Annotated in this window: 26 protein-coding genes; 6 read left to right on the top strand and 20 right to left on the bottom strand. The window is 38.4% G+C overall.

What is annotated here, in order from left to right; genetic code table 11:
* Nucleotides 1–42 precede the first annotated feature (42 nt).
* Together nagK and M997_RS01505 are read left to right on the top strand one after the other, a co-directional pair.
* Complete coding sequence (gene nagK, locus M997_RS01510; protein WP_064718364.1) at nucleotides 43–954, top strand: N-acetylglucosamine kinase; 912 nt, start codon at nucleotides 43–45, stop codon at nucleotides 952–954.
* Between the two features lie 55 nt (nucleotides 955–1,009).
* Nucleotides 1,010–1,594 (top strand): rhomboid family intramembrane serine protease, encoded by a 585-nt coding sequence (locus M997_RS01505; RefSeq protein WP_064718363.1) that lies wholly within the window; start codon nucleotides 1,010–1,012, stop codon nucleotides 1,592–1,594.
* A 25-nt stretch (nucleotides 1,595–1,619) separates the two neighbouring features.
* Here M997_RS01505 and satP read toward each other — a convergent pair whose 3' ends face one another.
* Entirely contained in the window at nucleotides 1,620–2,183 is a 564-nt protein-coding gene (gene satP, locus M997_RS01500; protein WP_064718362.1) for an acetate uptake transporter, read from the bottom strand.
* A gap of 360 nt (nucleotides 2,184–2,543) precedes the next feature.
* Between satP and M997_RS01495 the strand changes: the two genes are divergently transcribed.
* A complete protein-coding gene (locus tag M997_RS01495; protein WP_064718361.1) occupies nucleotides 2,544–2,951 on the top strand; it encodes a YgiW/YdeI family stress tolerance OB fold protein in 408 nt (135 codons plus the stop codon).
* Between the two features lie 485 nt (nucleotides 2,952–3,436).
* Complete coding sequence (locus M997_RS01490) at nucleotides 3,437–3,886, top strand: DUF411 domain-containing protein (protein WP_064718360.1); 450 nt, start codon at nucleotides 3,437–3,439, stop codon at nucleotides 3,884–3,886.
* Nucleotides 3,887–3,976: 90 nt separating this feature from the next.
* Here M997_RS01490 and glmS read toward each other — a convergent pair whose 3' ends face one another.
* The 15 genes from glmS to asnC form a co-directional block, all read right to left on the bottom strand.
* Nucleotides 3,977–5,803 carry a glutamine--fructose-6-phosphate transaminase (isomerizing) gene (gene glmS, locus M997_RS01485; protein ID WP_064718359.1) on the bottom strand — a complete coding sequence of 609 codons (1,827 nt, stop codon included), beginning with the start codon at nucleotides 5,801–5,803 and terminating at the stop codon, nucleotides 3,977–3,979.
* A 162-nt stretch (nucleotides 5,804–5,965) separates the two neighbouring features.
* On the bottom strand, nucleotides 5,966–7,336 hold the full coding sequence (gene glmU / locus M997_RS01480) for a bifunctional UDP-N-acetylglucosamine diphosphorylase/glucosamine-1-phosphate N-acetyltransferase GlmU (protein ID WP_064718358.1): 1,371 nt from the start codon (nucleotides 7,334–7,336) through the stop codon (nucleotides 5,966–5,968).
* A gap of 151 nt (nucleotides 7,337–7,487) precedes the next feature.
* Nucleotides 7,488–7,904, bottom strand: coding sequence for a F0F1 ATP synthase subunit epsilon (locus tag M997_RS01475; protein WP_006534340.1), 417 nt, complete (start codon nucleotides 7,902–7,904; stop codon nucleotides 7,488–7,490).
* A gap of 21 nt (nucleotides 7,905–7,925) precedes the next feature.
* Complete coding sequence (gene atpD, locus M997_RS01470) at nucleotides 7,926–9,308, bottom strand: F0F1 ATP synthase subunit beta (protein ID WP_064718357.1); 1,383 nt, start codon at nucleotides 9,306–9,308, stop codon at nucleotides 7,926–7,928.
* 34 nt (nucleotides 9,309–9,342) lie between these two features.
* Nucleotides 9,343–10,206 carry a F0F1 ATP synthase subunit gamma gene (gene atpG / locus M997_RS01465; RefSeq protein WP_064718355.1) on the bottom strand — a complete coding sequence of 288 codons (864 nt, stop codon included), beginning with the start codon at nucleotides 10,204–10,206 and terminating at the stop codon, nucleotides 9,343–9,345.
* A gap of 56 nt (nucleotides 10,207–10,262) precedes the next feature.
* Nucleotides 10,263–11,804: a F0F1 ATP synthase subunit alpha gene (atpA, locus tag M997_RS01460; RefSeq protein WP_064718353.1), complete on the bottom strand. Its 1,542-nt coding sequence runs from the start codon at nucleotides 11,802–11,804 to the stop codon at nucleotides 10,263–10,265.
* Nucleotides 11,805–11,818: 14 nt separating this feature from the next.
* Complete coding sequence (gene atpH, locus M997_RS01455) at nucleotides 11,819–12,352, bottom strand: F0F1 ATP synthase subunit delta (RefSeq protein ID WP_064718350.1); 534 nt, start codon at nucleotides 12,350–12,352, stop codon at nucleotides 11,819–11,821.
* A gap of 12 nt (nucleotides 12,353–12,364) precedes the next feature.
* Nucleotides 12,365–12,835 (bottom strand): F0F1 ATP synthase subunit B, encoded by a 471-nt coding sequence (gene atpF / locus M997_RS01450; protein WP_064718348.1) that lies wholly within the window; start codon nucleotides 12,833–12,835, stop codon nucleotides 12,365–12,367.
* Nucleotides 12,836–12,896: 61 nt separating this feature from the next.
* Complete coding sequence (gene atpE, locus M997_RS01445) at nucleotides 12,897–13,136, bottom strand: F0F1 ATP synthase subunit C (RefSeq protein WP_004246596.1); 240 nt, start codon at nucleotides 13,134–13,136, stop codon at nucleotides 12,897–12,899.
* A 45-nt stretch (nucleotides 13,137–13,181) separates the two neighbouring features.
* The gene (gene atpB, locus M997_RS01440; protein WP_064718346.1) at nucleotides 13,182–14,006 is read right to left on the bottom strand and encodes a F0F1 ATP synthase subunit A; all 825 of its coding nucleotides are present in this window, start codon (nucleotides 14,004–14,006) and stop codon (nucleotides 13,182–13,184) included.
* Between the two features lie 31 nt (nucleotides 14,007–14,037).
* A complete protein-coding gene (atpI, locus tag M997_RS01435; protein ID WP_064718345.1) occupies nucleotides 14,038–14,415 on the bottom strand; it encodes a F0F1 ATP synthase subunit I in 378 nt (125 codons plus the stop codon).
* A 613-nt stretch (nucleotides 14,416–15,028) separates the two neighbouring features.
* Nucleotides 15,029–15,655: a 16S rRNA (guanine(527)-N(7))-methyltransferase RsmG gene (gene rsmG, locus M997_RS01430; RefSeq protein WP_064718344.1), complete on the bottom strand. Its 627-nt coding sequence runs from the start codon at nucleotides 15,653–15,655 to the stop codon at nucleotides 15,029–15,031.
* Nucleotides 15,652–17,550: a tRNA uridine-5-carboxymethylaminomethyl(34) synthesis enzyme MnmG gene (gene mnmG, locus M997_RS01425; RefSeq protein ID WP_064718343.1), complete on the bottom strand. Its 1,899-nt coding sequence runs from the start codon at nucleotides 17,548–17,550 to the stop codon at nucleotides 15,652–15,654. Before mnmG ends, rsmG begins: the two co-directional genes overlap by 4 nt.
* Before the next feature lie 377 nt (nucleotides 17,551–17,927).
* The gene (mioC, locus tag M997_RS01420; protein ID WP_064718342.1) at nucleotides 17,928–18,368 is read right to left on the bottom strand and encodes an FMN-binding protein MioC; all 441 of its coding nucleotides are present in this window, start codon (nucleotides 18,366–18,368) and stop codon (nucleotides 17,928–17,930) included.
* A gap of 100 nt (nucleotides 18,369–18,468) precedes the next feature.
* A complete protein-coding gene (gene asnC / locus M997_RS01415; protein ID WP_064718341.1) occupies nucleotides 18,469–18,930 on the bottom strand; it encodes a transcriptional regulator AsnC in 462 nt (153 codons plus the stop codon).
* Between the two features lie 160 nt (nucleotides 18,931–19,090).
* Between asnC and asnA the strand changes: the two genes are divergently transcribed.
* Entirely contained in the window at nucleotides 19,091–20,083 is a 993-nt protein-coding gene (gene asnA, locus M997_RS01410) for an aspartate--ammonia ligase (protein WP_064718340.1), read from the top strand.
* Here the strand turns inward: asnA and viaA are convergent, their stop codons facing one another.
* Together viaA and ravA are read right to left on the bottom strand one after the other, a co-directional pair.
* Nucleotides 20,084–21,541, bottom strand: coding sequence for an ATPase RavA stimulator ViaA (gene viaA / locus M997_RS01405; RefSeq protein WP_064718339.1), 1,458 nt, complete (start codon nucleotides 21,539–21,541; stop codon nucleotides 20,084–20,086).
* 7 nt (nucleotides 21,542–21,548) lie between these two features.
* Nucleotides 21,549–23,045: an ATPase RavA gene (ravA, locus tag M997_RS01400; RefSeq protein WP_064718338.1), complete on the bottom strand. Its 1,497-nt coding sequence runs from the start codon at nucleotides 23,043–23,045 to the stop codon at nucleotides 21,549–21,551.
* A gap of 281 nt (nucleotides 23,046–23,326) precedes the next feature.
* Between ravA and rbsK the strand changes: the two genes are divergently transcribed.
* The gene (gene rbsK, locus M997_RS01395) at nucleotides 23,327–24,256 is read left to right on the top strand and encodes a ribokinase (protein WP_064718337.1); all 930 of its coding nucleotides are present in this window, start codon (nucleotides 23,327–23,329) and stop codon (nucleotides 24,254–24,256) included.
* Between the two features lie 41 nt (nucleotides 24,257–24,297).
* Here rbsK and mdtD read toward each other — a convergent pair whose 3' ends face one another.
* Nucleotides 24,298–25,713: a multidrug transporter subunit MdtD gene (gene mdtD / locus M997_RS01390; protein WP_064718336.1), complete on the bottom strand. Its 1,416-nt coding sequence runs from the start codon at nucleotides 25,711–25,713 to the stop codon at nucleotides 24,298–24,300.
* Between the two features lie 82 nt (nucleotides 25,714–25,795).
* The gene (locus tag M997_RS01385; protein ID WP_064718335.1) at nucleotides 25,796–26,482 is read right to left on the bottom strand and encodes a FadR/GntR family transcriptional regulator; all 687 of its coding nucleotides are present in this window, start codon (nucleotides 26,480–26,482) and stop codon (nucleotides 25,796–25,798) included.
* Between the last annotated feature and the right edge of the window lie 144 nt (nucleotides 26,483–26,626).

Genomic DNA, 26,626 nt, shown 5'->3' with positions numbered 1-26,626 from the left:
ATTCGTTGTAGATAATATTTACAGGATAATTAAGAGACTGATATGTATTATGGTTTTGATATGGGCGGCACAAAAATTGAGCTAGCCGTTTTCGATAAAAATCTGACACAAATCTGGCAAAAACGCGTTCCTACTCCCAAAAATGACTACCTAGCACTGTTAAATGCCTTTGAAGAGCTAACTTTAGAGGCTGATAAGGATTTAGGCTGTAAAGGTAAAATTGGGGTCGGTATTCCTGGAATTGTAAATGCTAAAGAAGGCACTGTGTTTACGACTAATGTGCCAGCAGCTAAATATAAACCAATGGTTCATGATCTATCCCAAATATTAGATAGACCGGTGAAAGTAGAAAATGATGCTAACTGTTTTGCATTATCTGAAGCTTGGGATCCTGAATTTCGTCATCATCCTTCAGTATTAGGTCTTATTCTTGGTACTGGCGTTGGTGGTGGTTTTGTTATCGATGGAAAAGTACTATCAGGTAAAAACGGCATTGCTGGTGAAATAGGTCACATGAATCTTAATGTTGATGCTGATAATATTATTGGCGAAACAATGCCTAAAATATTATGTGGCTGCGGCAAAAAAGCCTGCTTTGAAACTTATCTATCTGGTCGTGGTTTTGAACGAATGTATAAAGCGTTTAATGGTGAGCCACAAAGAGCGGTTGATATTGTTACTCAATATTATGCAGGTGATGAAAAAACAATAGAACATGTAGATCGCTATATGAAAGTACTTGCTGTTTATCTGAGTAATATTCTGACTGTTCTTGATCCTCATTTAATCGTTATCGGTGGAGGTTTGTCACAGTTTAATGCGCTTTATGAGCTATTACCTGACTATATTGCCAAATGTGTTTATGGCAATGCACAAATTCCAGCAATAGAAAAAGCGCGTCACGGTGATGCTGGTGGTGCTCGTGGCGCTGCTTGTCTTAACTTATTAGACTGATGTAATAAAATAAGTAGACCTAAATTAATCTCACTACTTTACTAAGGCTAATGCTATGAGAAGTGCAGGATTGAAAAAAAGATTTTATTTTCTTTGTGGCTTAACTATCACATTAATCCTACTTCAATTAATAGGCAGTATTTTACCTATTCCTTTACTTGAATGGGGTGTTATTCCCCGAACAGGGGAAGGATTTATTGGGATTTTTATCGCGCCTTTTGTTCATGGTTCTTGGCCTCATCTTTTTAGTAATTTACTGCCTTTGCTTATTCTCAGTTTTTTATCTATGACTCAATCTTTACGAGAATATGTCACTGCTAGCATATTTATTATTTTTTTTAGTGGGTTGCTTGTTTGGATATTTGGCCGTCATGCTATCCATGTGGGTGCTAGTGGCTGGATTTTTGGATTATGGGCACTACTTATTGCGCATGCTTTTACCCGTCATAAAGTTATCGATATTGTGATTGCTCTATTTGTATTGTTCTATTATGGAACTATGGCCTATGGTTTAATTCCCGGACAATTAGGGGTATCAACTGAATCTCATATTGCAGGTGTCATAGCAGGGTTACTTTATGCGTGGTGTGCAAGGCGGGTCGTTAAACGTAAAAGTCGAGTGATAGAAGTGGCTAAATAATTATTAACCACTTCTGTTAATAAAACTATTTATGCCCAATAGGCAACACGGTTTTACCATACATCTCATTTAATACTTCAGCCATTGCAAGATAAAAAGCACTGGCTCCACAAATAATACCTTCAAAACCTGCAATTTTTAAAATCAATGCATTTCCACTGATATTACCAATAGCCAGTAAAGCAAATAAAATAGTTAAGCTTAAAAAGACAAACTGTAATGCTCTATTGGCTTTTAGTGTGCCAATAAACATAAAGAGTGTAAAAATTCCCCATACCGCTAAAAAAACACCAAGGAAAAGAGGCGTTGTAGGTTCACTTAATCCCATAATAGGAAGTAACCAAATACCAACAAGTGTTATCCAGAAAAAACCATAAGAAGTGAATGCGGTAGCGCCAAAAGTATTACCTTTTTTAAATTCAAAAATTCCAGCAATAACTTGGGCAATTCCACCATAAAAAATACCCATACTCATGATGACAGAAACAACAGGAAAAAAACCGGCATTATGTATGTTCAACAAAATCGTTGTCATACCAAAACCCATTAAACCTAATGGACCAGGATTGGCAATGCGTTCGTTAGTCATAAAACCTAAAACCTCTAAAAATAATAGGGGAAAATTAAAAAAAATTTGAAAGCGCTGGATAATAAGAGGTTATACATCTAAAAACAATGATCCTAAGCGGTATATTTTTGAATAACCGCCTACACTGATACAAAGGGGAAATAACTAGTAGGTTTAACTTAAAGAAAACAAAAACATAGTTATAGATGCTTATTTCACAGATAAGGATAAAACGAAATAAAAAACCGCTGATGAAATAACAATCTCAAACAGTTGATGCATTAATACTTAGATTTACCTTAATATACTGTTTTATAAAAATAACTGAAATAGAATTAGGGACTATAATTAGTTATATTTTAACCAAAAGGTGAGCTTGTTATGAAAAAAATTCTAGTATTATTAATTGGTAGTACGTTGGCTTTTGCATCTCAAGCAAATACCAACCAACATAATAATGGTGGTTTTATTTCGCCTCAAGGAAGTATTCAAGAAAATACAACTCAAGGTGGGTTCAAAGGTCCTTCTATTAGTGAAACAACCGTAAATAAAGCAAAAGAGTTATCTGATGATACCTGGGTTATTTTAACTGGAAAAATCACTAAAAAGATTGGTGGTGAGCTATATGTTTTTGAAGATAGCACAGGTGGAATAAACGTTGATATCGACCATAAAAGATGGCGAGGACAAACTGTCACTCCTGAAAATACCGTAAGAATTGAAGGTAAAATAGATAAAGAGTGGACTAGTACTGAAATTGATGTGAAGCAGATTACTATTATCAAATAATTTGTATTTCATTTGATTTCACTGACTCTTTTACTAAAACCAATATATTGAATATATTGGTTTTTTTTATTTTTTCATTTTATTGTTCTATTTTTCATCAATAAAACTGAATCCTTTATACAAAATTATCCGCTTTAACCTAAAGCAAGGTTTAGGTTTATACTATTCACAAGTTAAACATAAGCTATTATTGATTAGAAATGATTTAACCCATGAGTAATACCCTCTCATAATCTTTATACCCTAACTCTAAATTACCCTGTTTTCTCCATTTTAAGCCTGCTATGCAGGCTTTTTTCTTATAAAAACAACATGTATTACAGTTAATAGTAAGAAAATAACCATAAAAAATAAATTATCTATATATTTGTTTTATATAAATATTATTTTACAAATTTCTACAAGTTTATACTTTTATTGAATTGACCTTCCAGTAAGGGGAAAGATTATTGTTTTGTCTATCAACTTAATGAAAGGAATTGATGATGAAAAAATTATTATTACCTACTATTTTGGCTATTTCAGCATTTACAGGTGTAGCTCATGCCGCAACTAAAAATACCGTTGAGGTTTATAAAACAGAAACTTGCGGATGCTGCACTTTATGGGCTGATGGTATAGAAGAGGCGGGTTTTAACGTTAAAGTTAACATTGTGTCAGAAACACAATTAATGCAGAAATATAAGCAAGCAGGTGTGCCGGCTAATTTATTAAGCTGCCATTTAGCCACTTATAAAGGTAAAGATTTAGTGGGCCATATTCCTGTTGATAGCTTAAAAAATATCGATTTAGTAGACAAAAGTAAAACAGGGATTGCCGTTGCTGGTATGCCAGCAGGCAGCTTAGGAATGTATGCAGGTGATTATAAAGAACCTTACCAAGTTATCGCCTTTGATAAAGCAGGCGATCAGGCGGTATTTAAATCCTATAACTAAAATTCTACTGAAAATTAGATATAAAAAAATCCGGTTAAATAAATTGATAACCGGATTTTCTTTATTTAATTATTTTAATAATCAGTTAACTCATTCAACGGTTACTGATTTTGCCAAGTTACGCGGTTGGTCTACATCCGTTCCTTTAATTAAGGCAACATGATAAGAAAGTAGCTGTAATGGCACCGTGTAGAAAATAGGTGCAATTAATTCTTCTACATGAGGTAGAGAAATTAATTTCATGGTTTCGTTTTCTTCAAAACCAGCATCTTGATCTGCAAATACATATAGCAAACCTCCACGAGCACGAACCTCTTCAATATTAGATTTTAATTTTTCTAATAATTCGTTATTTGGTGCAATGATAATAACCGGCATATCTGCATCAATTAACGCAAGTGGACCATGTTTTAACTCACCCGCGGCATAAGCCTCAGCATGAATATAAGAGATCTCTTTAAGTTTCAGCGCACCTTCTACCGCAATAGGATATTGATCACCACGACCTAAAAATAAAGCATGACTTTTTTCAGAAAAGTCTTCTGCTAATGCTTCAATCACTTTATCTTTAGACAACATACTTTCAATACGACTTGGCAATGCATGTAATGCGGCTGAAACTTCTTTTTCTAATGTAGTGATACCTTTAATTCGTCCCATATATGCCACCAGCATTAATAGAACGGTTAATTGGGTGGTAAAAGCTTTAGTTGAAGCAACACCAATTTCAGCACCCGCTTTTGTCATCAATACAAATTCTGATTCACGAACTAAAGAAGACCCAGCAACGTTACAAATAGCCAGTGACGATAAATAACCTAACTCTTTTGATAAACGTAATGCCGCTAAAGTATCTGCGGTTTCACCAGATTGAGATAACGTAATAAGTAAGCTATTACGGCGAGTTGCAGGTTTACGATAGCGATATTCTGAGGCAATTTCGACATCGCAAGGAATGCCAGCTAAAGATTCAAACCAATAACGTGAAACCATACCCGCATTATAAGAAGTACCACAGGCAACAATTTGAATGTGTTCTACTTTAGATAAGATATCTTGCGCTTTAGAGCCTAGTTCACTCAGATCAATGCTTTCTGCTTTTAAGCGATTTTCTAACGTATTTTTAATCGCTAAAGGCTGCTCATAGATCTCTTTTTGCATGTAATGACGATAAATACCTTTATCACCAGCATCATATTGAACATTAGATTCAATAACATCACGATCTACTTCTTCACCATCAACAGAAAAAATATGAACGTGACGACGAGTAATCTCGACAATATCCCCTTCTTCAAGGTAGATAAAACGGCGAGTAACAGGTAATAATGCCAATTGGTCAGAAGCAAGGAAATTTTCACCAACACCAAGACCTACCACCAGCGGACTACCTGAACGTGCTGCAACTAATAAATCAGGAGTACGACTATCCATAATAACGGTGCCATATGCACCACGTAATTGAGGAATAACACGTTGTACAACTTCACGTAAAGTGCCGCCTTTGTGCTGCTCCCAATTAACTAAGTGAGCAATAACTTCGGTGTCAGTTTGAGAAGTAAACTGATAACCTTTTTTAATTAAATCTGCTTTTAGTTCTTGGTAGTTTTCAATAATGCCATTATGTACCACTGCAATTGAGCCAGATACATGAGGATGCGCATTATCTTCACAAGGTTCACCATGTGTTGCCCAACGAGTATGAGCAATACCTGTTCCACCAATAACTTGCGTTTTTTCTGCTTCATCAGCCAGCATTTGAACTTTGCCAGCTTCACGCAGACGCGTCATTTTACAGTCATTATCAACAACCGCTAAACCCGCAGAATCATAACCACGGTATTCTAAGCGACGTAAACCTTCAATTAAGATCTCTGCGATATCGCGTTGTGCAACTGCACCTACTATTCCACACATTGTGTTATTCCTAAAACCGTGCGTTTATTCGCACTTAGATGTCTTATACCTGATTGTTTTGTTCCCCAAGCCTTGTAGAGAGCGGGGATATTTTTTTGTTTTTAGAATAATAGCGTACAAGAAAAAGGCGATGATTTAACATACGCCCTTTTCTTAAAATTATTACTTTTTCTTCACTGGACGTTTCCATCCACTAATATGAGTTTGCTTAACACGACTTATCACTAATTCGTTTTCACCCACATTTTTAGTCACTGTTGTGCCAGCACCAATTGTTGCACCATTAGCAACAGTAACTGGAGCAACTAACTGTGTATCAGAACCAATAAATACATCATCGCCAATGATAGTTTGGAATTTATTTGCGCCATCATAGTTACAAGTAATCGTACCTGCACCAATATTCACATTAGCACCAACATCAGTATCGCCAAGATAAGTTAAGTGACCCGCTTTTGAGCCAATACCTAAGCTTGCTTTTTTCATCTCAACAAAGTTACCAACATGTGCTTTATCTGCTAATTGCGTACCCGGACGAAGGCGAGCAAATGGGCCAACCGTACATTCTTGCGCTAGATTAGCATCCTCGATCACCGTATACGGACTAATAATAGAATTATCACTAATAGTGCAGTCTTTTAGTACACAGCCTGTCCCTATTTCAACGTTATTACCTAAAATAACATCACCTTCAATAATTACATTAGTATCAATAACGACATCTTTACCATGAGTTAAAGTACCACGTAAATCAAAACGGGCAGGATCCAACAGCATGACGCCTTCGAGTAATAGGCGCTCAGCTTGTTCTGTTTGATAAATACGTTCTAACGCTGCTAACTGTAAACGGTTATTCACCCCTTCCATTTCACTATGGCGACGAGGATGAGCCGTTTCAATTTTACGACCTTCTTTATGTGCTAAAGCAATAATATCAGTAATGTAATACTCTTTTTGTGCATTGTTATTATTGAGTTTACCTAACCAACGTTTTAAATCTGCGCCATTAGCAACCAAAATACCCGTATTGATTTCATTAATTTTAAGTTGTTCTTCTGAAGCATCTTTTTGTTCAATAATGCCCGTAACTTCACCATTTTCGCGAACAATACGACCATAACCTGTTGGGTTATCCAAAATAACAGTTAATAAACCAATACCACCTTCTGGTTTTACTTTAATTAAGCGCTCTAACGTTTCTTGGGTGATAAGTGGAACATCACCATAAAGCATCAGAATATCTTCATCATCAGCAAAAAAAGGGGCTGCTTGTTGCATCGCATGACCCGTTCCTAACTGCTCTGCTTGCAATACCCAATTAACTGGCTGAGAGCCTAATTTTTCTTTCATTAACTCACCACCATGCCCATAAACTAAATGTATTTGTTGGGCACCAAGGGATTTGGCAGTATCAATCACATGTTGAACCATGGATTTACCTGCAAGCTTATGAAGAACCTTAGGTAACTGTGAATACATGCGAGTACCTTTACCCGCTGCAAGAATAACAACGCTTTTCGCTGAACTAGACATAATTAACCCGATAACTCCCGTAAAGAATGGCAAGTAAACCTGTTTATGATAAATAATACTACATATTTCGCCACTCAAAATATTTCACAACGCAAAAAAGCCAGTTAGTGAATACCAACTGGCTTTTTTATTCATAGACTGCCTGTTTACATCAACGTCTAGTTAATTCGATTACACGTAATTTCGCAATCGCTTTAGCTAATTCCGCAGATGCCTGAGCATAATCAACATCGCCATGAGAGGATTGAATGTGTTCTTCAGCTTTACGCTTAGATTCCAACGCTTTCGCTTCATCCAAATCACGACCACGGATCGCTGTATCTGCCAGTACAATGACGCCAGTCGGCTGAACTTCGAGAATACCACCTGAAAGGTAGATAACCTCTTCTTCGCCCGATGTTTTTACGACACGTACCATGCCCGGTTTTATGGCAGTTAATAACGGGGTATGCTGCGGATAAATACCGAGCTCACCTTCGCTACCAGTTACCTGAATTCGTTTTACTTCGCCGTCATATAACTGTTTTTCAGCGCTGACAACTTTCAGGTGGAACGATGTATCGGCCATATCAACCTCCCGTCAGCCGTATTAAAGCTTTTTAGCTTTTTCTACTGCTTCTTCGATAGTACCAACCATGTAGAACGCCTGCTCTGGCAGGTGGTCATAATCACCGTTCAGAATTCCTTTAAAGCCACGAATAGTGTCTTTCAGGGAAACGAACTTACCTGGTGAACCGGTAAATACTTCAGCAACGAAGAATGGCTGAGATAGGAAGCGCTGGATCTTACGCGCACGCGCAACAACCAGTTTATCTTCTTCTGACAGTTCATCCATACCTAAGATAGCGATGATGTCTTTCAGTTCCTGATAACGTTGCAGGATAGACTGAACACCACGAGCAACATCATAATGCTCTTGGCCAACTACCAGTGGGTCTAACTGACGACTGGTTGAATCCAGTGGGTCAACCGCAGGGTAGATACCTAATGAAGCAATTTGACGGCTCAGTACAACTGTCGCATCTAAGTGAGCAAACGTAGTTGCTGGAGATGGGTCAGTTAAGTCATCCGCTGGTACGTATACTGCTTGAACAGAGGTGATTGAACCTGTTTTGGTTGAAGTGATACGTTCTTGCAGAACACCCATCTCTTCAGCCAATGTTGGTTGGTAACCTACTGCTGATGGCATACGGCCTAACAGTGCTGATACTTCGGTACCGGCTAAGGTGTAACGATAGATGTTATCGACGAATAACAGTACGTCACGGCCTTCATCACGGAATTTTTCCGCCATGGTTAAACCCGTCAGTGCTACACGTAGACGGTTTCCTGGTGGCTCATTCATCTGACCATAAACTAACGATACTTTGTCAAGAACGTTAGAATCTGTCATTTCATGATAGAAGTCGTTACCCTCACGAGTACGCTCACCAACACCTGCAAATACAGAATAACCTGAGTGCTCAATCGCGATGTTACGGATCAATTCCATCATGTTAACTGTTTTACCAACACCCGCACCACCGAAGAGACCTACTTTACCACCTTTAGCAAACGGACAGATTAAGTCCATTACTTTGATACCGGTTTCTAGTAGTTCTTGAGAGCTTGATAACTCTTCATAGGTTGGCGCTTCGCGGTGAATAGACCAACGTTCTTCAGTTGCAATATCACCTTTCATATCGATAGGTGTACCCAGAACGTTCATGATACGTCCCAGTGTTGCTTTACCTACTGGTACTTCAATTGGGTGGCCTAAGTTTTCAACTTTTAAGCCACGGCTTAAACCGTCTGATGTACCCATTGCGATACAACGAACGATACCACCGCCTAACTGTTGCTGAACTTCTAGCACCAGTTTCTCTTTACCATTCATAACCTCAAGAGCGTCGTATACTTTAGGGACGCTATCCTGAGGGAACTCGGCGTCCACTACGGCGCCGATTACCTGGACAATCTTTCCAGTAGCCATCTTGAATCCTCTACGTAATTCGTAAACCTAGCTGTTATACCGCGGCTGCACCAGACACAATTTCTGTAAGTTCCTGAGTAATACTTGCTTGGCGTGCTTTGTTGTACACCAATTGCAATTCTTTAATCAGGTTACCACCGTTATCTGTAGCGGCTTTCATCGCGACCATTCGGGCGGCCTGCTCACTCGCTAAGTTCTCTACGACGCTCTGGTAAACCTGCGATTCAATATAACGACGCAGTAAAGTATCCAGTAACGCCTTAGGATCAGGTTCGTACAGATAATCCCAAGATTTTTCTTTCAGCTCTTCATCATCACCCGCTGGTAATGGTAAAACCTGAAGGATTTTAGGCTCTTGAGCCATGGTATTGATGAACTTATTTGCCACCACATACAGTTTATCTAAACGACCTTCGTCATAAGCCTGCAACATGATATTGACTGGACCGATAAGGTCTGACAGTTTTGGATCATCGCCCATGCCGGTTACTTGACCTACAACATTCCCGCCCACAGAGCCAAAGAATGACGTAGCTTTAGAACCCACTAGTGCTAAATCTACCTGTACACCTTTTTCAGACCACTCTTTCATGTCTGCCAGTAGTTTTTTGAACAAGTTAATGTTCAAACCACCACACAAACCACGGTCGGTCGAAACAACCAGGTACCCGACACGTTTAACTTCCCGCTCTTCGAGGTATGGATGTTTGTATTCCAGATTCCCTAGCGCAAGGTGACCAATCACGCTGCGCATGGTTTCTGCATAAGGACGGCTGGCTGCCATGCGTTCCTGCGTTTTACGCATTTTCGACGCGGCGACCATCTCCATCGCTTTAGTGATCTTCTGTGTGTTTTGCACACTGGCGATCTTCGAACGTATCTCTTTTGCGCCGGCCATTTCTGCTTCTCCTCATGAACCAGACGGCCCAATATTACTATCAGGCCGAATAGTTATTACCAGGACTGAGTCGCTTTGAAGTTTTCGAGCACGCCTTTCAGCTTAGCTTCGATCTCTTCGTTATAAGTACCGGTCTGGTTGATTTCTTTCAGTAAATCAGCATGTTCACGAGAAGCATAAGCTAATAATGCAGCTTCAAATGGCACAACTTGTGAAATTTCAACATCTTCCAGATAACCGCGTTCTGCTGCATACAGTGCTAAAGACTGTTGTGCGACAGACATTGGTTCGTACTGTTTCTGTTTCAGCAATTCAGTCACTTTCTGACCGTGGTTCAATTGTTTACGGGTAGCATCATCCAGATCTGAAGCGAACTGAGAGAATGCTGCCAGCTCACGATACTGCGCAAGTGCAGTACGGATACCACCAGAAAGTTTCTTCATAATCTTAGTCTGAGCTGCACCACCAACACGAGATACGGAGATCCCTGGGTTAACAGCTGGACGAATACCTGCGTTAAACAGGTTAGATTCTAAGAAGATCTGACCATCGGTAATAGAGATTACGTTCGTTGGAACGAATGCAGAAACGTCCCCTGCTTGCGTTTCGATAATTGGTAACGCAGTCAGAGAGCCGGTTTTACCTTTAACTTCACCGTTAGTGAAAGCTTCTACGTACTCAGCATTCACACGAGCAGCACGCTCAAGTAAACGGGAGTGCAGATAGAAAACGTCACCTGGGTATGCTTCACGTCCTGGTGGACGACGAAGTAACAGTGAAATTTGACGGTATGCGACAGCCTGTTTAGACAAGTCATCATAAATAATCAGGGCATCTTCACCACGGTCACGGAAGTATTCACCCATTGCGCAACCTGAATAAGGAGCTAGGTATTGCAGCGCTGCTGATTCTGATGCAGAAGCAACAACAACAATGGTGTTTTCTAACGCGCCATGCTCTTCTAATTTACGAACAACGTTCGAAATAGTAGAGGCTTTCTGACCAATAGCGACATAGATACATTTAATGCCAGAGTCACGTTGGTTGATAATCGCATCGACAGCCAGCGCAGTTTTACCTGTTTGACGGTCACCGATAATCAATTCACGTTGTCCACGACCGATAGGGATCATGGCATCGACTGATTTGTAACCTGTTTGCACTGGCTGGTCTACTGATTGACGGTCGATAACACCAGGAGCAATCATCTCAACAGGTGAGAAACCATCATGCTCTACAGCGCCTTTACCATCTATCGGCTCACCCAATGTGTTAACCACACGGCCAAGCAGACCACGACCAACAGGTACTTCCAGAATACGACCTGTACATTTAACTTTCATGCCTTCTGCTAAGTCAGCATAAGGTCCCATCACAACCGCACCAACAGAGTCACGCTCTAAGTTCAGTGCGATAGCGAAACGGTTACCCGGCAGTGCGATCATCTCACCCTGCATAACTTCGGCTAAACCGTGGATACGAATGATACCGTCACTAACGGAAACAATCGTACCTTCATTGTGAGCTTCACTCACTACATTGAACTGAGCAATGCGCTGCTTGATCAGTTCGCTGATTTCAGTGGAATTCAGTTGCATATGCTCCAGTCCCCTTAAGACTGCAAGACGTCTGTTAAACGCTCTAAACGGCCACGAATACTGCCATCGATGACGAGGTCACCGGCGCGTATAATCATGCCTGCGATAACAGACTTATCAATTTTGCAATTCAGCTTCACTTTGCGTGATAGACGTTTTTCCATCGCTGCAGAAATGTTAGCTAGCTGCTGTTTAGTTAGCTCAATGGCAGAAGTTACTTCAACGTCAACCGTTGATTCGAGTATTGCGCGTAATTGGTTAAATTGGCTCAATACTTCGGGCAACGTTGATAAACGGCCATTATCAGCCATAACACGAATTAAATTCTGAGCATGCTCATCTAGTTGTTCGCCACAAAGGTCGATGAAGATGGTTGCCAGTTTTTCTGATGCTAAAGAACCAGAAAGTAATTCGGTTACCTGCTCATTGCGTGCTACTTCAGCGGTGAACGCCAGCATAACCTGCCATTTATCGACAGCCTGGGTTTCCACAGCAAAGTCAAAAGCTGCTTTGGCGTAGGGGCGAGCTACCGTTGCAATTTCAGACATGCCCCTCCCTCCTTACAGTTCAGCGACCAGTTTATCAACGATGTCGCTATTAGCAGCTTCATCCACGGAACGTTCAATAATTTTCTCGGCACCTGCGATAGCCAGCATTGCGACTTGTTTACGCAGTTCTTCACGAGCACGTTTACGCTCTGCATCCAGTTCGGATTGAGCTTGTGCAACGATCTTACTACGTTCTAGCTCTGCTTCTGCTTTAGCTTCTTCAATCATTTGAGTGCGTTGTTTATTCGCTGATTCAATGATTACTTGGGCTTCTGCTTTTGCTTTCGCTAGCTGTTCGCCTGCATCGGCTTTCGCTAAATCTAAATCCTTTTTAGCTCGTTCTGCAGATGATAATCCGTCAGCAATCTCTTTTTGACGTTTCTCAATGGCCGCCATAATTGGTGGCCATACAAATTTCATACAGAACAGAACAAACAGGACAAATGCGATGGCCTGGCCGAGGATTGTTGCATTTAAATTCACAGCACAATACCTCTTTCTTGGTTATAAACTAACTTGATGCATTTACTGCTAGTTACCTTCATTAGGCAACAGCAAACATCACGTAAAGACCCAGACCCACAGCAATCATAGGGATGGCGTCAACCAGACCCATAACGATAAAAAACTGTGTACGCAGAAGAGGGATCAGATCAGGCTGACGAGCAGCACCTTCTAAAAATTTACCACCGAGGATTCCGATACCGATTGCAGCACCGATTGCAGCTAAACCCATCATAATCGCGGCAGCCATGTACAGCAGATCCATACTCAGGTTTTCCATGACAGTCTCCAGTTTGTTTCAGTTATTTCTTCAAAGAGTTAATAATTAATGTTCTTCAGATGCCATCGATAGATAAACAATCGTTAGAACCATGAAAATAAAGGCTTGTAGCGTAATAATCAGTATGTGGAATATCGCCCAAGGGAGGCTTAATAACCACTGTGACCACCACGGTAACAGACCAGCAATAAGAATAAAGATCAGTTCACCTGCATACATGTTACCAAACAGTCGAAGACCGAGTGAAACAGGTTTTGATAGCAGGCTTACCCCTTCCAGAATCAAGTTTACAGGAATAAAAATTGGGTGATTAAAAGGCTGTAACGTCAGCTCTTTAGTAAACCCTTTTATGCCTTTCATCTTAATGCTGTAGAAGAGAATCAGGATAAATACACCAATAGCCATCGAAAGAGTAATACTTACGTCAGCAGTTGGAACTATGCGCAACGCAGGTAACCCTAAGATGTGTTCACCGATATAAGGGATGAAGTCGATTGGTAATAAATCCAGGGCATTCATTAACAGCACCCAAACGAACACAGTCAATGCCAAAGGTGCAATGACCTTGCTCTTTCCGTGATACATATCACGGACGCTGCTATCAACGAAACCGATGATCATTTCTACTGCAGTCTGGAATTTTCCCGGTACGCCGCTGGTTGCTCTTACTGCTACTTTTCTAAACAGCCACAGGAATAGAGCTCCCATTAGTACTGAAAAGAAAAGTGAGTCAATATTTAACACCCAGAATGATGGCGTATTTTCAGCAAGGGGATTGACCAACTCGAAAGTACGCAGGTCCAACTGAAGGTTATTCAGGTGGTGACCTATGTAGTCTCTAGTGGTTAATGCTTCTCCTGATGCAGACATGATGCCAATTACCCTTTTGTTGTTAAAAACGCTAACCGTTTATGACGGCTGGTGCAACGACCTGCATAACAAGCACCGCTAAGTAGGTCATGACCAGAGGTGCAAATGCCGCTTTAAACACTCCTAAAGCAACTATCAGCAAGGCTATTGATAATATAACCTTCAACCCTTCACTGAAAGCAAAAAGCCAGTTTATGCGAACTGGAGCATCTTCTTCAGTTGCTTTTTGTAAACGGATTAATAATAAAAAAGCAATATTGGGTAACCAACATGCTATTCCGCCTAAAAAAGCTGAAAAGCTCCAGTCTGTACTCTTTAAGTAGAAACCCGCACTGAGAATAACAAAAGTCATAAACTGCAAAAATAACAGTTTCAGTGCAACTTTCCCGCTGTAGAGGGAGACAGACATGACGTTTGTATTCTCCAGACTAGCTATCGTAAAAGGTATTGCTGAATGATGTATCAAACTGTCTTTGCTATAAAGTGTCAAGTGACAAAAACGAGCAAATTATACGGGGCGTGGCAATGAATTCAATCAATAAGTAGCGAAAAAGTGAAGATTAATTTAAATTTTTTACGAAGGTTCCATTTATGAAAAATGATTAAGGACAAAAAGAGTCAAAATAATAAAATTTAAATAAATAAATAATGTGATCTAGCGCACAAATAAAGAAGTAAAAATAAAGGTTATTTCATAAATAATATAATGGAGTTAACAAATAACTGCCTATTTTTGAACAATTTCATGCTAATTGAAAAATAAATAGCGTATTTTTAATTAAATAAATTAATAATTTTTCTAATGCATAAAATGACTAATTTATTTTAGAAATAAAAATAAAAAAATAGTGGTTGCATTGTTAATTAAATCAAAAAACACAAATATGTTATTTAATTGTAATGAATAGGTAAAAATTAAAATTTTATTACCTCATCACTAAAGCAAATGGCGATAACATTGTAAATGTTATCGCCAGAGCACAAATAACGAAAAAATATCCGAAAAAAAATAAAAGAGCAGGTTAAATAATAACCAAATGACGTTGTTCATTCAATTCAGGTATTGCCAAAGCAATAACTTTTTCAGGCGCTTTTAATCCATTTTTTATTAGTTCATCTAATTCTTCTTGGTGGATTTGCCCTTTGAGTGCATAAAAATGACCATGCTCTTTTGCGACTAAATGAGAACACCAAGAAAGCATATCTTTCATTGATGCAAAAGCTCGGCTAATAACACCATCAAAAGATTGCTCAGGTTGATATTCTTCAACACGATATTGTACAGGTTCGATATTGCTGAGATTTAACTCATGCTGTACCTGTTTCATAAAGCGTACGCGTTTACCTAAGCTATCAAGCAACACAAAGTGGTGATCGGGACGCATTATCGCAAGTGGTATTCCCGGTAAACCAGGGCCAGTTCCAACATCAATAAAACGCTCACCTTCAAGATATTGGCTTACGATAATGCTATCTAAAATATGACGGATAAGCATTTGCTGAGGATCTCGAACCGACGTTAAATTGTATGCTTTATTCCACTTATCAAGCATTGCAACATAACCCGTTAGCTTTTCAGCTTGGATATCTGTTAGCTCAATATTGGCTTGCTTAGCCAGCTTCTTTAACCGATTAAGTAAGTCACTCATGATGCACTCCTGCGTAGTAAACCTTGTTTTTTCAACCAAACAAGTAAAATGGAGATAGCAGCAGGTGTTACACCTGAGATCCTTGAAGCCTGACCTATTGATGTTGGCTTATGATCGTTAAGCTTAGCGATCACTTCGTTAGATAATCCACTGACTTGTTTATAGTCCAGATCAATAGGTAACGCGGCATTTTCGTTACGCAATTGCTTTTCGATCTCTTCTTGCTGACGATTGATATAACCTTCGTATTTTACTTGAATTTCAACTTGTTCAGCGGCTTGTGGTTTTGAATCATCAATACCAGGCGCAAAACGAGATAGTTTTTTCAATACGTCGTAAGTCATTTCAGGACGACGAAGCAAATCTTCACCATTAGCTTCTTTAGACAGCGGTGCTTTTAGTAGGCCATTGATTTCTGAAATATTATCAGCTTGAGGATGTACCCAAATATTTCTTAAACGCTGACGTTCTTTTTCAACTAATTCAACTTTTTCACTAAATTGAGCCCAGCGCTCATCATTAACCATACCTAATTCACGACCAATTTCTGTTAAGCGTAAATCTGCATTATCTTCACGTAGCATCAAGCGATATTCAGCACGAGAAGTAAACATACGATATGGCTCTTTTGTTCCAAGTGTACAAAGATCGTCAACAAGGACACCAATGTAAGCTTGATCACGACGAGGGAACCAACCTTCTTGATCAAAGGCATAACGGGCCGCATTAAGTCCAGCTAACATGCCTTGTGCTGCGGCTTCTTCGTAACCTGTTGTACCGTTAATTTGTCCAGCAAAAAACAAACCGTTGATAAATTTACTTTCTAGTGTCTGTTTTAGATCTCGGGGATCGAAAAAGTCATATTCAATAGCATAGCCAGGTCTGATGATCTTGGCATTTTCCATGCCTTTCATTGAATTAACGATCTGCATTTGAACATCAAAAGGAAGGCTTGTTGAAATCCCGTTAGGGTAGATTTCATTACTCGTTAAGCCCTCTGGCTCTAAAAAGATCTGATGTGAATTACGATCCGCAAATCTCATCACTTTATCTTCAATAGACGGGCAATAACGAGGTCCTATTCCTTCGATGATCCCAGCGTACATTGGGCTACGATCTAAATTATTACGAATAACTTCATGTGTTTTTTCGTTAGTGTATGTGATATGGCAAGGCATTTGTTCAGGATGCTGATCTACATTACCTAAAAACGAAAAAACAGGCATTGGATCATCGCCTAATTGAGGCGCTAATTGGCTAAAATCAATAGTTCTTGCATCAATACGAGGTGGTGTGCCTGTTTTTAGTCGGCCAACTCGTAACGGTAATTCACGTAAACGGTGTGATAGAGATACTGAAGGCGGATCACCGGCTCGACCACCACTGTAGTTTTCTAAACCAATGTGAATTTTACCATCGAGGAAAGTACCAACCGTTAATACTACTGATTTAGCACGAAATTTTAATCCCATGCGAGTTACAGCACCTGTTACTTGATCATTCTCAACAATAAGATCTTCAACTGGTTGTTGAAAAATCATTAAGTTAGGTTGATTTTCTAGTGTTGTACGTATTGCTTGGCGATAAAGAACTCTATCAGCTTGTGCTCTGGTTGCTCTAACGGCTGGGCCTTTGCTAGCGTTTAATGTTCTGAACTGAATACCAGCATGGTCAATAGCGGTTGCCATTAATCCACCCATAGCATCAATCTCTTTTACCAGATGCCCTTTACCTATCCCACCAATAGCTGGGTTACAAGACATTTGGCCCAAAGTATCAATATTGTGGGTCAGTAATAGGGTTTGACGCCCCATACGAGCTGCAGCCATAGCGGCTTCTGTACCGGCGTGACCACCACCGATCACAATGACGTCAAAGTGTTCTGGATAAAACATGTGTGAACCTTAAATGTTACGAATGCTAAATGTGTTGCATTGGGAAAACGAATTCTACTCAACTTTTTCAGAGATACAAGTTAACGAATCCGTAGGTAATTATTTAAAGATCTTTTTATTTAAAGATCTCTTTATTAGATCTTTTATTAAGGAAGCGATCCTCTGTGGATAAGTGGATTTTCCATTTAAAGATCATAAAACTGTAAAGGATCATATACTGTGAATGACCCGTGATCTATCTGCTGATAAGCTGGGATCAAAAAGGCTAGTTATGCACAGGTCATTTATCGATAGAGGCTTATACAATGGATAACTACCGGTTAACCCCTGCTTTTAAGCATAGTTATCCACATCTGACTGCTGCTTTTTTGTTCGATTTATAGTAAATTTATCCAAGATGCCAACCATTCTTCAGCTGGATCTTCAGGAATGTCATATTTCTGTATATCGATTTCTAGGGTAGATCCTAAACGAATAGCCCCTTTTTCCGTTAATTTCTGATCCAGTGTTCTTATTGCACCACAAAAAGTGTCATATTCACTGCTACCTATTCCAATAGCACCAAATTTCACCTTACTTAGATCAAGAGAATTAGCCGATATTTCATCAGCAAAAGGCTGTAAGTTGTCGGGGAGATCACCTGCACCATGTGTTGAGGTGACCACCAGCCAGATCCCTTCATGAGGAAGATCATTAAGTGAAGGTCCATGATGCAGTGAAGTCTCAAAACCACCTTCAGATAAGATCTCAGAAAGGTGTTCTGCGACATATTCAGCATTACCCATGGTGCTGCCACTAATTAGAGTGACTTTTTTCATTAATGATCTCCTTATGTTCAAGACGCGCTATTGTACGCTGTGAATCACTTGGGATCTACCTGTGGATAATGTGGTTATAAAAAAAAATAAGAATTTACCCTTATGGCTTGATCGTCCTTATTATCGGGTTTTGCAAAGAGATCAGGGTTTCTGTTGATTGGATTTCGTCTATTGTCTGAATTTTGTTGATAAGTACGTCTTGCAATGCCTCAATGCTTTTACACATTACCTTAATAAAAATACTGTATTGTCCGGTTGTATAATAAACTTCAACGACTTCATCTAACTTATCTAACTTATCTAATGCAGTAGGGTAATCTTTGGCGCTTTTTAAAATAATGCCAATAAAGCAACAAACATCAAATCCAAGCTGCTTTTCACTAATATCTACTCGTGTACCTGTAATAATTCCTGCCTGCTTCATTTTTTCAACACGAACATGAATTGTTCCAGGGCTAACGGCGAATTTTTTAGCTAATTCGGCATAAGGTGTTCTTGCATTCGCCATTAATGCGTGAAGTATGTCACGATCAAGATTATCGATCTGATAAATATTGTCCATAAACTCCCCTTGTTTTTAACGATAATACAGTTTTATCGTGTTATTTTTAACGATTTAAAACAGTAAAGGTTATTTTTAATGAAGTATATTGAATTTAGTGCCTGTTTTGTTGCTTAATCTATATCAGCAAATGACGACACCGCCACTAGGGATATAAAAAATGAAAAAATCATTCATTCAAACTCAGCAACAAATTAGCTTTGTTAAATCATATTTTTCATCTGCATTAGAAAAAGAATTAGAGCTGATTGAAGTTCAAGGACCGATCTTAAGTCGTCTTGGTGACGGAACTCAAGATAACTTATCTGGGCATGAGAAGGCGGTACAGGTTAAGGTGAAATCTTTACCAGATTCCACATTTGAAATTGTTCATTCATTAGCAAAATGGAAACGTAAAACATTAGGTCGTTTTGGATTTAGTTCAGGTCAAGGCTTATATACAAATATGAAAGCCTTGAGACCTGACGAAGATCGCTTAACCCAGCTCCACTCAGTTTATGTTGATCAGTGGGATTGGGAAAAAGTGATAGAAGATAAGGATCGTACACTTCCTTATCTCAAACAGACAGTGGGTAAAATCTATCAGGCAATAAAAGAAACTGAAGAAGCCGTTAGCAAAAAATTTGGTCTGGTACCGTTCCTACCAGATCAAATCCAATTTATTCACACTGAAGAACTGCTAAGCCGTTATCCTGATCTAGATGCAAAAGGTCGTGAAAAAGCGATAGCTAAAGATTGTGGTGCTGTTTTCTTAATTGGTATTGGCGGTAAACTTTCTAGCGGTGAATCTCATGATGTCAGAGCTCCTGATTATGATGACTGGACAACTCCAAACGAAGAAGGTTTTGCAGGATTAAACGGCGATATCTTAGTATGGAACCCAGTATTGCAAGATGCATTTGAGTTGTCATCTATGGGTATCCGTGTTGATCCTGAAACATTAATGCGCCAATTAACATTAACTGATGATACTAAACGTCTTGAATTAGATTGGCACAAAGCATTAATTCATGGCGATATGCCGCAAACTATTGGTGGTGGTATTGGCCAATCTCGTTTAGTGATGCTGTTGCTGCAAAAAGAGCATATTGGACAAGTTCAATGTAGTGTATGGGAAAAAGAAACCCGTTTAGCCTTCGCTGATATATTGTAATTATTGGCGCCAGCGTCTAAGTAAACGACTTTTTAATCCAGTATCAAAACGCCATATATGGTCAAATATTTTCATGATACTGGGTTTACCGTAATTGGATAGGGTAACCGCATGGAAGCGATTGTGCTGTTGCTGTTGGCTTTTTTTAATTTTGTTGATTAGGTTTTCGGGTAACCTTTGGGCAACAAAGTCAGAGATAACGACAGCATCAGCATCTTTCCATATTGGGCTATTAAGTTTATCGGCTACATTCTCCATACAAGCACTCAAATCCGTTCCTCCTCTAAATGTTTGATTCAAAAACTTAATAAGTTCTTGTAATCCTTGAGGTGATGATAATTGATAATGAATGATTTCTGTCGAAAATAACATCACATGGCATGAACGATTATCGGCAAGCGCGATTTTCATTAATGCTAAGCCAAAAGCTTTAGCGCACTGTTCATTAAAGCCCCCCATGGAACCAGAAGTATCAATACAAACAATAAAAGGTCCTCTAGGACGTTCTTCATCATGATGATGGGTTACTGGGCGCAATACCGTACGTTCTTGCCAGTTATCGCCTTGTAAACGGTAAGTATTAAGCTGTTTTTCTATTAATTTTCGATAAAACTCATACTCTATTTCATCGACACCTAATAAGGCCAGTTCGGTAGGAAGAAGACGTAACATATCATCACTAAGACCGATACCATTTACTTGTTCTGGTGTAGTGTCTGATGCTTTTTCTACTATAGTGATTGGCTCAAAAATAACACTTTCTTCAGGGAGCGATTTCGCTGTTTTACTGCGGCCTAATAAACTAGCAAGCTTGTGCAATTCGGGTTGTTGATCAAGAAAATCACTATATCTTTGAATTATTTTCTCATCATAAGGGGTTTTTGTGAGAACGCCTTTACTCATATCCCATAAACGACCCGCAGCGCGTTCATTTTCAGCAAAGGTATTACTTAAACTACCGCTTAGTGCGAGGCGCTCTTGAAGTTCTGCTAGTAGTTGTTCTTGCTCTTGTTCAAACAACATTTTATGTAATGTCGTAACTTGAAATATTAAGCTAATACGCCAACGCTGAATAAATAGTGCCTGTTGTGCTGAAGTAAAAGGTGTGTTGTTTTTACATAGCTGAGAAGCTTCTTCAGTAAAAGAAGATTCTAATTTATTTAATTCAATAAGAATTTGTGCCGTTTTTTGATTAAATAACGCATTACCTAAGGATTGTGTTTGCTGATAAAGTGCAAATTCATCAGCAATCATCGTAGGAACTAATGTTTCTTTTACTCGTTGCTGTAAACTTTTTTTCCACTGATGGATATCTTTTAGTAATGCTTTTTTTAATCTGGGATGTTTTTCAAAAAATACAGCTAATTGAGGCGATGCGAGTAATGCCACAATAACTTCTTCTATTAACTGTCCTTCATTTATTGCTAAAAGCATATCTATTGTTGAAAGTGTTAACATAATATTGTCACTTTATTTGGCTTTTTAATTGTGCCAATTTTTCGTTTAACTGAACAAAGCTTTGCTCAATATAAATAAGCCAATCATCATTAATAAATAGATTTGGTTGATGATGATTAAACTTTTCTTGTTCACTATAAATTTCTTGAGCTAGATTTTTTAATTTATCTAGCCACTCTTTATTATTTTCAACTGTGGTGATTATGGCTTCTTGTTGTTGATAAAGAGAGGTGGTTCTGCGGCTAACATCAAGTATTTCTAATACTCCATCTTGGCGGATTTGTGCCGTAATAGGTTGCGGGAAACCAATGCCATTTAAACGTGCAGATAATTCATCGCCTTTGTCTAAAAAGTTTTCTAATGATTTTTTTTCAATGGTAATAAAGTTAACCTGGATACTGTGGATATGCAGAGGAATATGCAAAAACAGTGTAAATTTATCTGATTGCATTTTTTCTGATAGATTGAAATGAATTTTTCTACCAAACATACCACTTTGTTTTTCAAAGCGAAATGCTTGTTGGTCTTGCTTACTTCTTGTTGATTGCATCCACTCAGCCCAGAGTGTTTCTGTTTTTCTTACTAATTCTAGCTGGTGGTAAGCTTGCTCGGTTAATAAACTTTGCAATAACTTATCAAGTAAGGCAAATGATGCTTGGTCATGCCAAAGACAATCACGTAGTAAGATAAAATCAAGCGGTGAAATAGCACTACGGCCATTAAAAAATGCGCTCGCTTGTAAAAGTCGCACTGCTTTTTTCCATCGTCTATCTGAAACATAAGGCGCTGCATCACTTTTTTCTAATGATTGTCTTAGTTGATAAATTAAATCAAATAGATGGTCATCAAGTGTGACTTTTTCTAATTCAGATTGCCAACGATTAAATTCTTCAGCTGTAATTTGTACTTGCTCTGGAACATTAAAAGACTCAACTTCTTTATTGACGAGTAATGCACGAAAATTTTTCTTCTCTTGAACTGGAGTTAGCCAAATACGAACAAGCATTCGGTCATAAAGAGCTTCAAGGCTGCTATCTGAATCTGGTAATTCATTTGATGCAGAGACTAATAAACGCATTGGAATTGCAATTTCTGTTTCGCCATTACGAAATTTGCGTTCATTTATTGCAGTTAATAATGTGTTGAGAATAGCAGGGCCAGCTTTCCATATTTCATCAAGAAAAACAATTTCTGCATTAGGAAGGTAGCCTTCTGTTAAGCGCTGGTATTTTCCTTCATCTTTTAGAGCTTGAATTGATAATGGACCAAAAATCTCTTCTGGTGTAGAAAAGCGGGTCATTAAATATTCAAAAGCTTTAGCATTTTTAAATGCCTCTTTCATTCTTCTTGCTATAAGACTTTTAGCTATACCAGGAGGACCGAGTAGAAAAACACTTTCTCCACTTAATGCGGCAAGCAAGCAAAGGCGAATCGTTGACTGGCGCTCATAAAGCCCAGTTTCAAGGTATTGGCTTAATTGTGAGATCCGTTCTGCTAGTTGCATAAAAACTCCTAATAAGGGGATTTATTATTGCTCTTAAAAGAAAATATCAGAAAACGAAGTGCGATATACAGATAAACATTTAATTTGTATTCCTTTCGTTTATAACAAAAATCGATTCAGCTTTATATAGCTTATTTTTGGTTCTTTTTTGTTTTTGCCGCGAAACGTTTCGATGGTGATCACGTTTTTTCATTTATGTTGCTGAGATGATCGGTTTAAAATATTGAATGTTATTTATGCCATACATTTAGAACATATTACCCAGAGAGTAAGGAAAAAACATGGAAGCAAAGAAACTTGTGATTTTAGGTAGTGTTAATGCTGATCATATTCTTAATGTTGCCAATTTTCCGCTTCCTGGTGAGACTGTTTCAGGTAACCATTTTCAAATGGTTTTTGGTGGAAAAGGTGCTAATCAAGCTGTTGCTGCGGGACGTTGTGGCGCTAATATTACTTTCCTTGCTTGTTTGGGAGATGATGATATTGGTAAGAAAGCAAAAGCACAGTTATTAACAGATAATATAGATATCAACAGTATTGAATTAATTGAAAATGAAGCCTCGGGCGTAGCGCTGATTTTTGTTAATCAGCAAGGTGAAAATATTATTGGTATTCATGCTGGCGCGAATGGTCGATTAAATACGGATTATGTAGAACGTCATGCTGGCGTTATTAAAGGTGCTGCAGCTTTATTAATGCAGCTTGAATCACCTCTTGATTCTGTTTTAAAAGCGGCTGAGTTTGCTAATCAAGAAAAAGTGCAGGTTATATTAAATCCAGCACCCGCTCAGGCATTACCCGATAATTTACTTTCTTTAGTCGATATTATTACACCAAACGAAACTGAGACTGAATATTTAACGGGTATAAAAGTTATCGATGATGAAAGTGCTCAAGAAGCAGCTAATATTTTACATAATAAAGGCATTGATACAGTGCTAATTACTTTGGGTAGTCGCGGTGTTTGGGTAAGCCAGATAGGTCATCAAGGTTGTTGTGTTCCTGCATTTAAAGTTAAAGCGGTAGATACTATTGCGGCAGGAGATACTTTTAATGGTGCTTTTATTACGGCGTTATTAGAAGAGCAACCAATGATGTCTGCAATTAAATTTGCTCATGCTGCTGCTGCTATTGCTGTAACAAGATCAGGTGCTCAACCATCAGTGCCTTGGCGAGATGAGGTTGATGCTTTTTTATCTGCATCTTTATAACTCATGAGTGTTCATAAAAAAGAGAGCATAAGCTCTCTTTTTTATTTGGCTTTATTAAGAAAATTATTTTTTCTCTTTTTATTAGTCAGATTATCGCCATCATGTTTATCTAGTAATAAGAAGACAAAGGAAGATAATAAAGTAATAACACCCACCGTAATGAAGGTGTAATGGAAGTTATCTACCGTTGTACCCACATTTTCAGTATCAAAATATCCTAAAATAGATGCACTAACGGCAATACCAAAACTAATTGCCAGTTGTTGGGTAACGGCTAGCACGCTATTTCCTGAACTTGCATTATTGTCAGTTAAGTCAGCTAATGAAATAGTATTCATCGAAGTAAACTGAATCGACATAAAAACACCCAATAGAAATAGTGGTAACACAAGATAATAAATAGACATACCTGGTGATTGTAATGAAAATTGGGCAATCATCAGACCAATAATAATAGTGATAGCAAAGAGTGTTCGCCGATAACTAAATTTCACCAATATGTGGGTAACAAAAGATTTAGCAAATATAGAACCTAATGCCATTGGTGCCATCATCATTCCAGAAACAATGGCGGGATAACCAAATCCCACTTGTAGCATAAGAGGCATTAAAAACGGAATACAACCTGTACCTAGTCGAGTTGCAATATTTCCAGCAATACCTACAGAGAAAGTTCGAGTTTTAAATATATTGAGTGGGATCAGAGGTTGTTGGTGGTGCCTTGCATGGTTGATATATAGTATTAGTAGAAAGAAGCCGCCTAAAATTACAGCAATAGGAACATAGCGAGAAATTGCTTTGTCACCAAAAAGATCTAAGCTGACAGAAAGCATTACTAATCCAAAACCAAAGAAAATAAAGCCAAGTAAATCAAATTTCCGTTTTGGCATCGTAAAATCGGGCATGTGCTTAATGGCATAAAAAATACCAAGTAAGCCGATAGGAATATTAATAATAAATATCCAATGCCAAGATGCATAAGTAACCAGTACGCCACCTAATAAAGGTCCAGCAATAGGGCCAACAAGCCCAGGCATAGTCACAAAGTTTAAAATAGGTAATAGTTCGCTACGAGGATAAGCTCTTAATAAAGCAAGGCGAGCAACAGGCATCATCATTGCACCACCTATTCCTTGTAAAATACGAGATATCACAAGAGAAGTTAAGTTAGGAGAAAGTGCGCAAAATAACGACCCGATAGAAAATAAAGAAACAGCAATAATAAATATTTTTCGAGTACCAAACCTATCGGCTAACCACCCACTAACTGGAATTAGTAAGGCAACTGTTAGCGTATAGCTAATTACGGCAGATTGCATTGCTAATGGGGAATGGTTAAGGCTCCTTGCTATATCAGGGAGCGCAGTATTCAGTATCGTTGCATCGAGTGCCTGCATAAAAAAAGCCATCGCGGCTATCCAAGGCAATCCTGACATATTTTTGGCGGATTTAAACATAAATACATATACCGTCTTTGCTCTCTATTTATTTACTCTTCTATTATAAGCAGAGAACTCATTTAATTTGTATTAAAAATATTCAATCACTAGTTAGTAATACTAAACAGAGATCTCTAGCTCTATTTCCATCGCCATCAATAATCGATTGAACAATTTGATTATGAGTTTCTGGTTGAACAGTTTCATTACCCACAATAAGGTCAAAGTATTTCTTATAAGCTGAAAGAAATAATGAGCCAAAAGATGCAAAGAATGGGTTACCGCTAGCTTGATAAATAAGATAGTGGAATTGGGTATCAATATCTAACCAGTGCTGACGATCAAAATGTTCATCAAGTAATTGCATTTCTTTTCCAAATAAAGAAAGCGATTGTTTTTGTGCTTCAGTTGCATTGAATGCAGCTAAATAACAAGCTTGAGGTTCTATTGCTAAGCGGACATGATGGAAATAGTGACTTACTTTGTTAAATTCACCACTATCAATCCACCAAGTAAGAAGATCATTATCTAATAAGTTCCAATTTTGCATTGGCGTAACTCGTGTTCCGATCCTTGGACGAGGTAAAAGCATACCTTTTGCCGCTAACATTTTTATTGCTTCGCGTATAACAGTTCTGCTAACGGATAACTGTTCTGCTAGTTCTATCTCTCCAGGCAGTAAAGATTCAGGTTCATAAGTAGAAGAAAGGATTTGTTTACCTAATTTTTCAGCAACAATATAAGAAAGATTTTTTTGAGAAGCTGAACGTTGCTCGCTAAATTGCATAATAATAATTACCTATACCATAATTTGTTGCTTATATTACGTGAGTCAGAGATAGAAAGCTGTTTGGATTTTATGCTATCAGCATAAAATTAGAGCATTTTTCCTCAGATTGTTGAAAAAAAAAGCGAACGAAAATTAATTTCA

Source organism: Proteus hauseri ATCC 700826 (genome assembly GCF_001654965.1).
Classification (GTDB): domain Bacteria; phylum Pseudomonadota; class Gammaproteobacteria; order Enterobacterales; family Enterobacteriaceae; genus Proteus; species Proteus hauseri.
The sequence above is the reverse complement of the archived record's forward strand: the minus strand, read 5'-3'. Positions and strand labels throughout refer to the sequence as shown.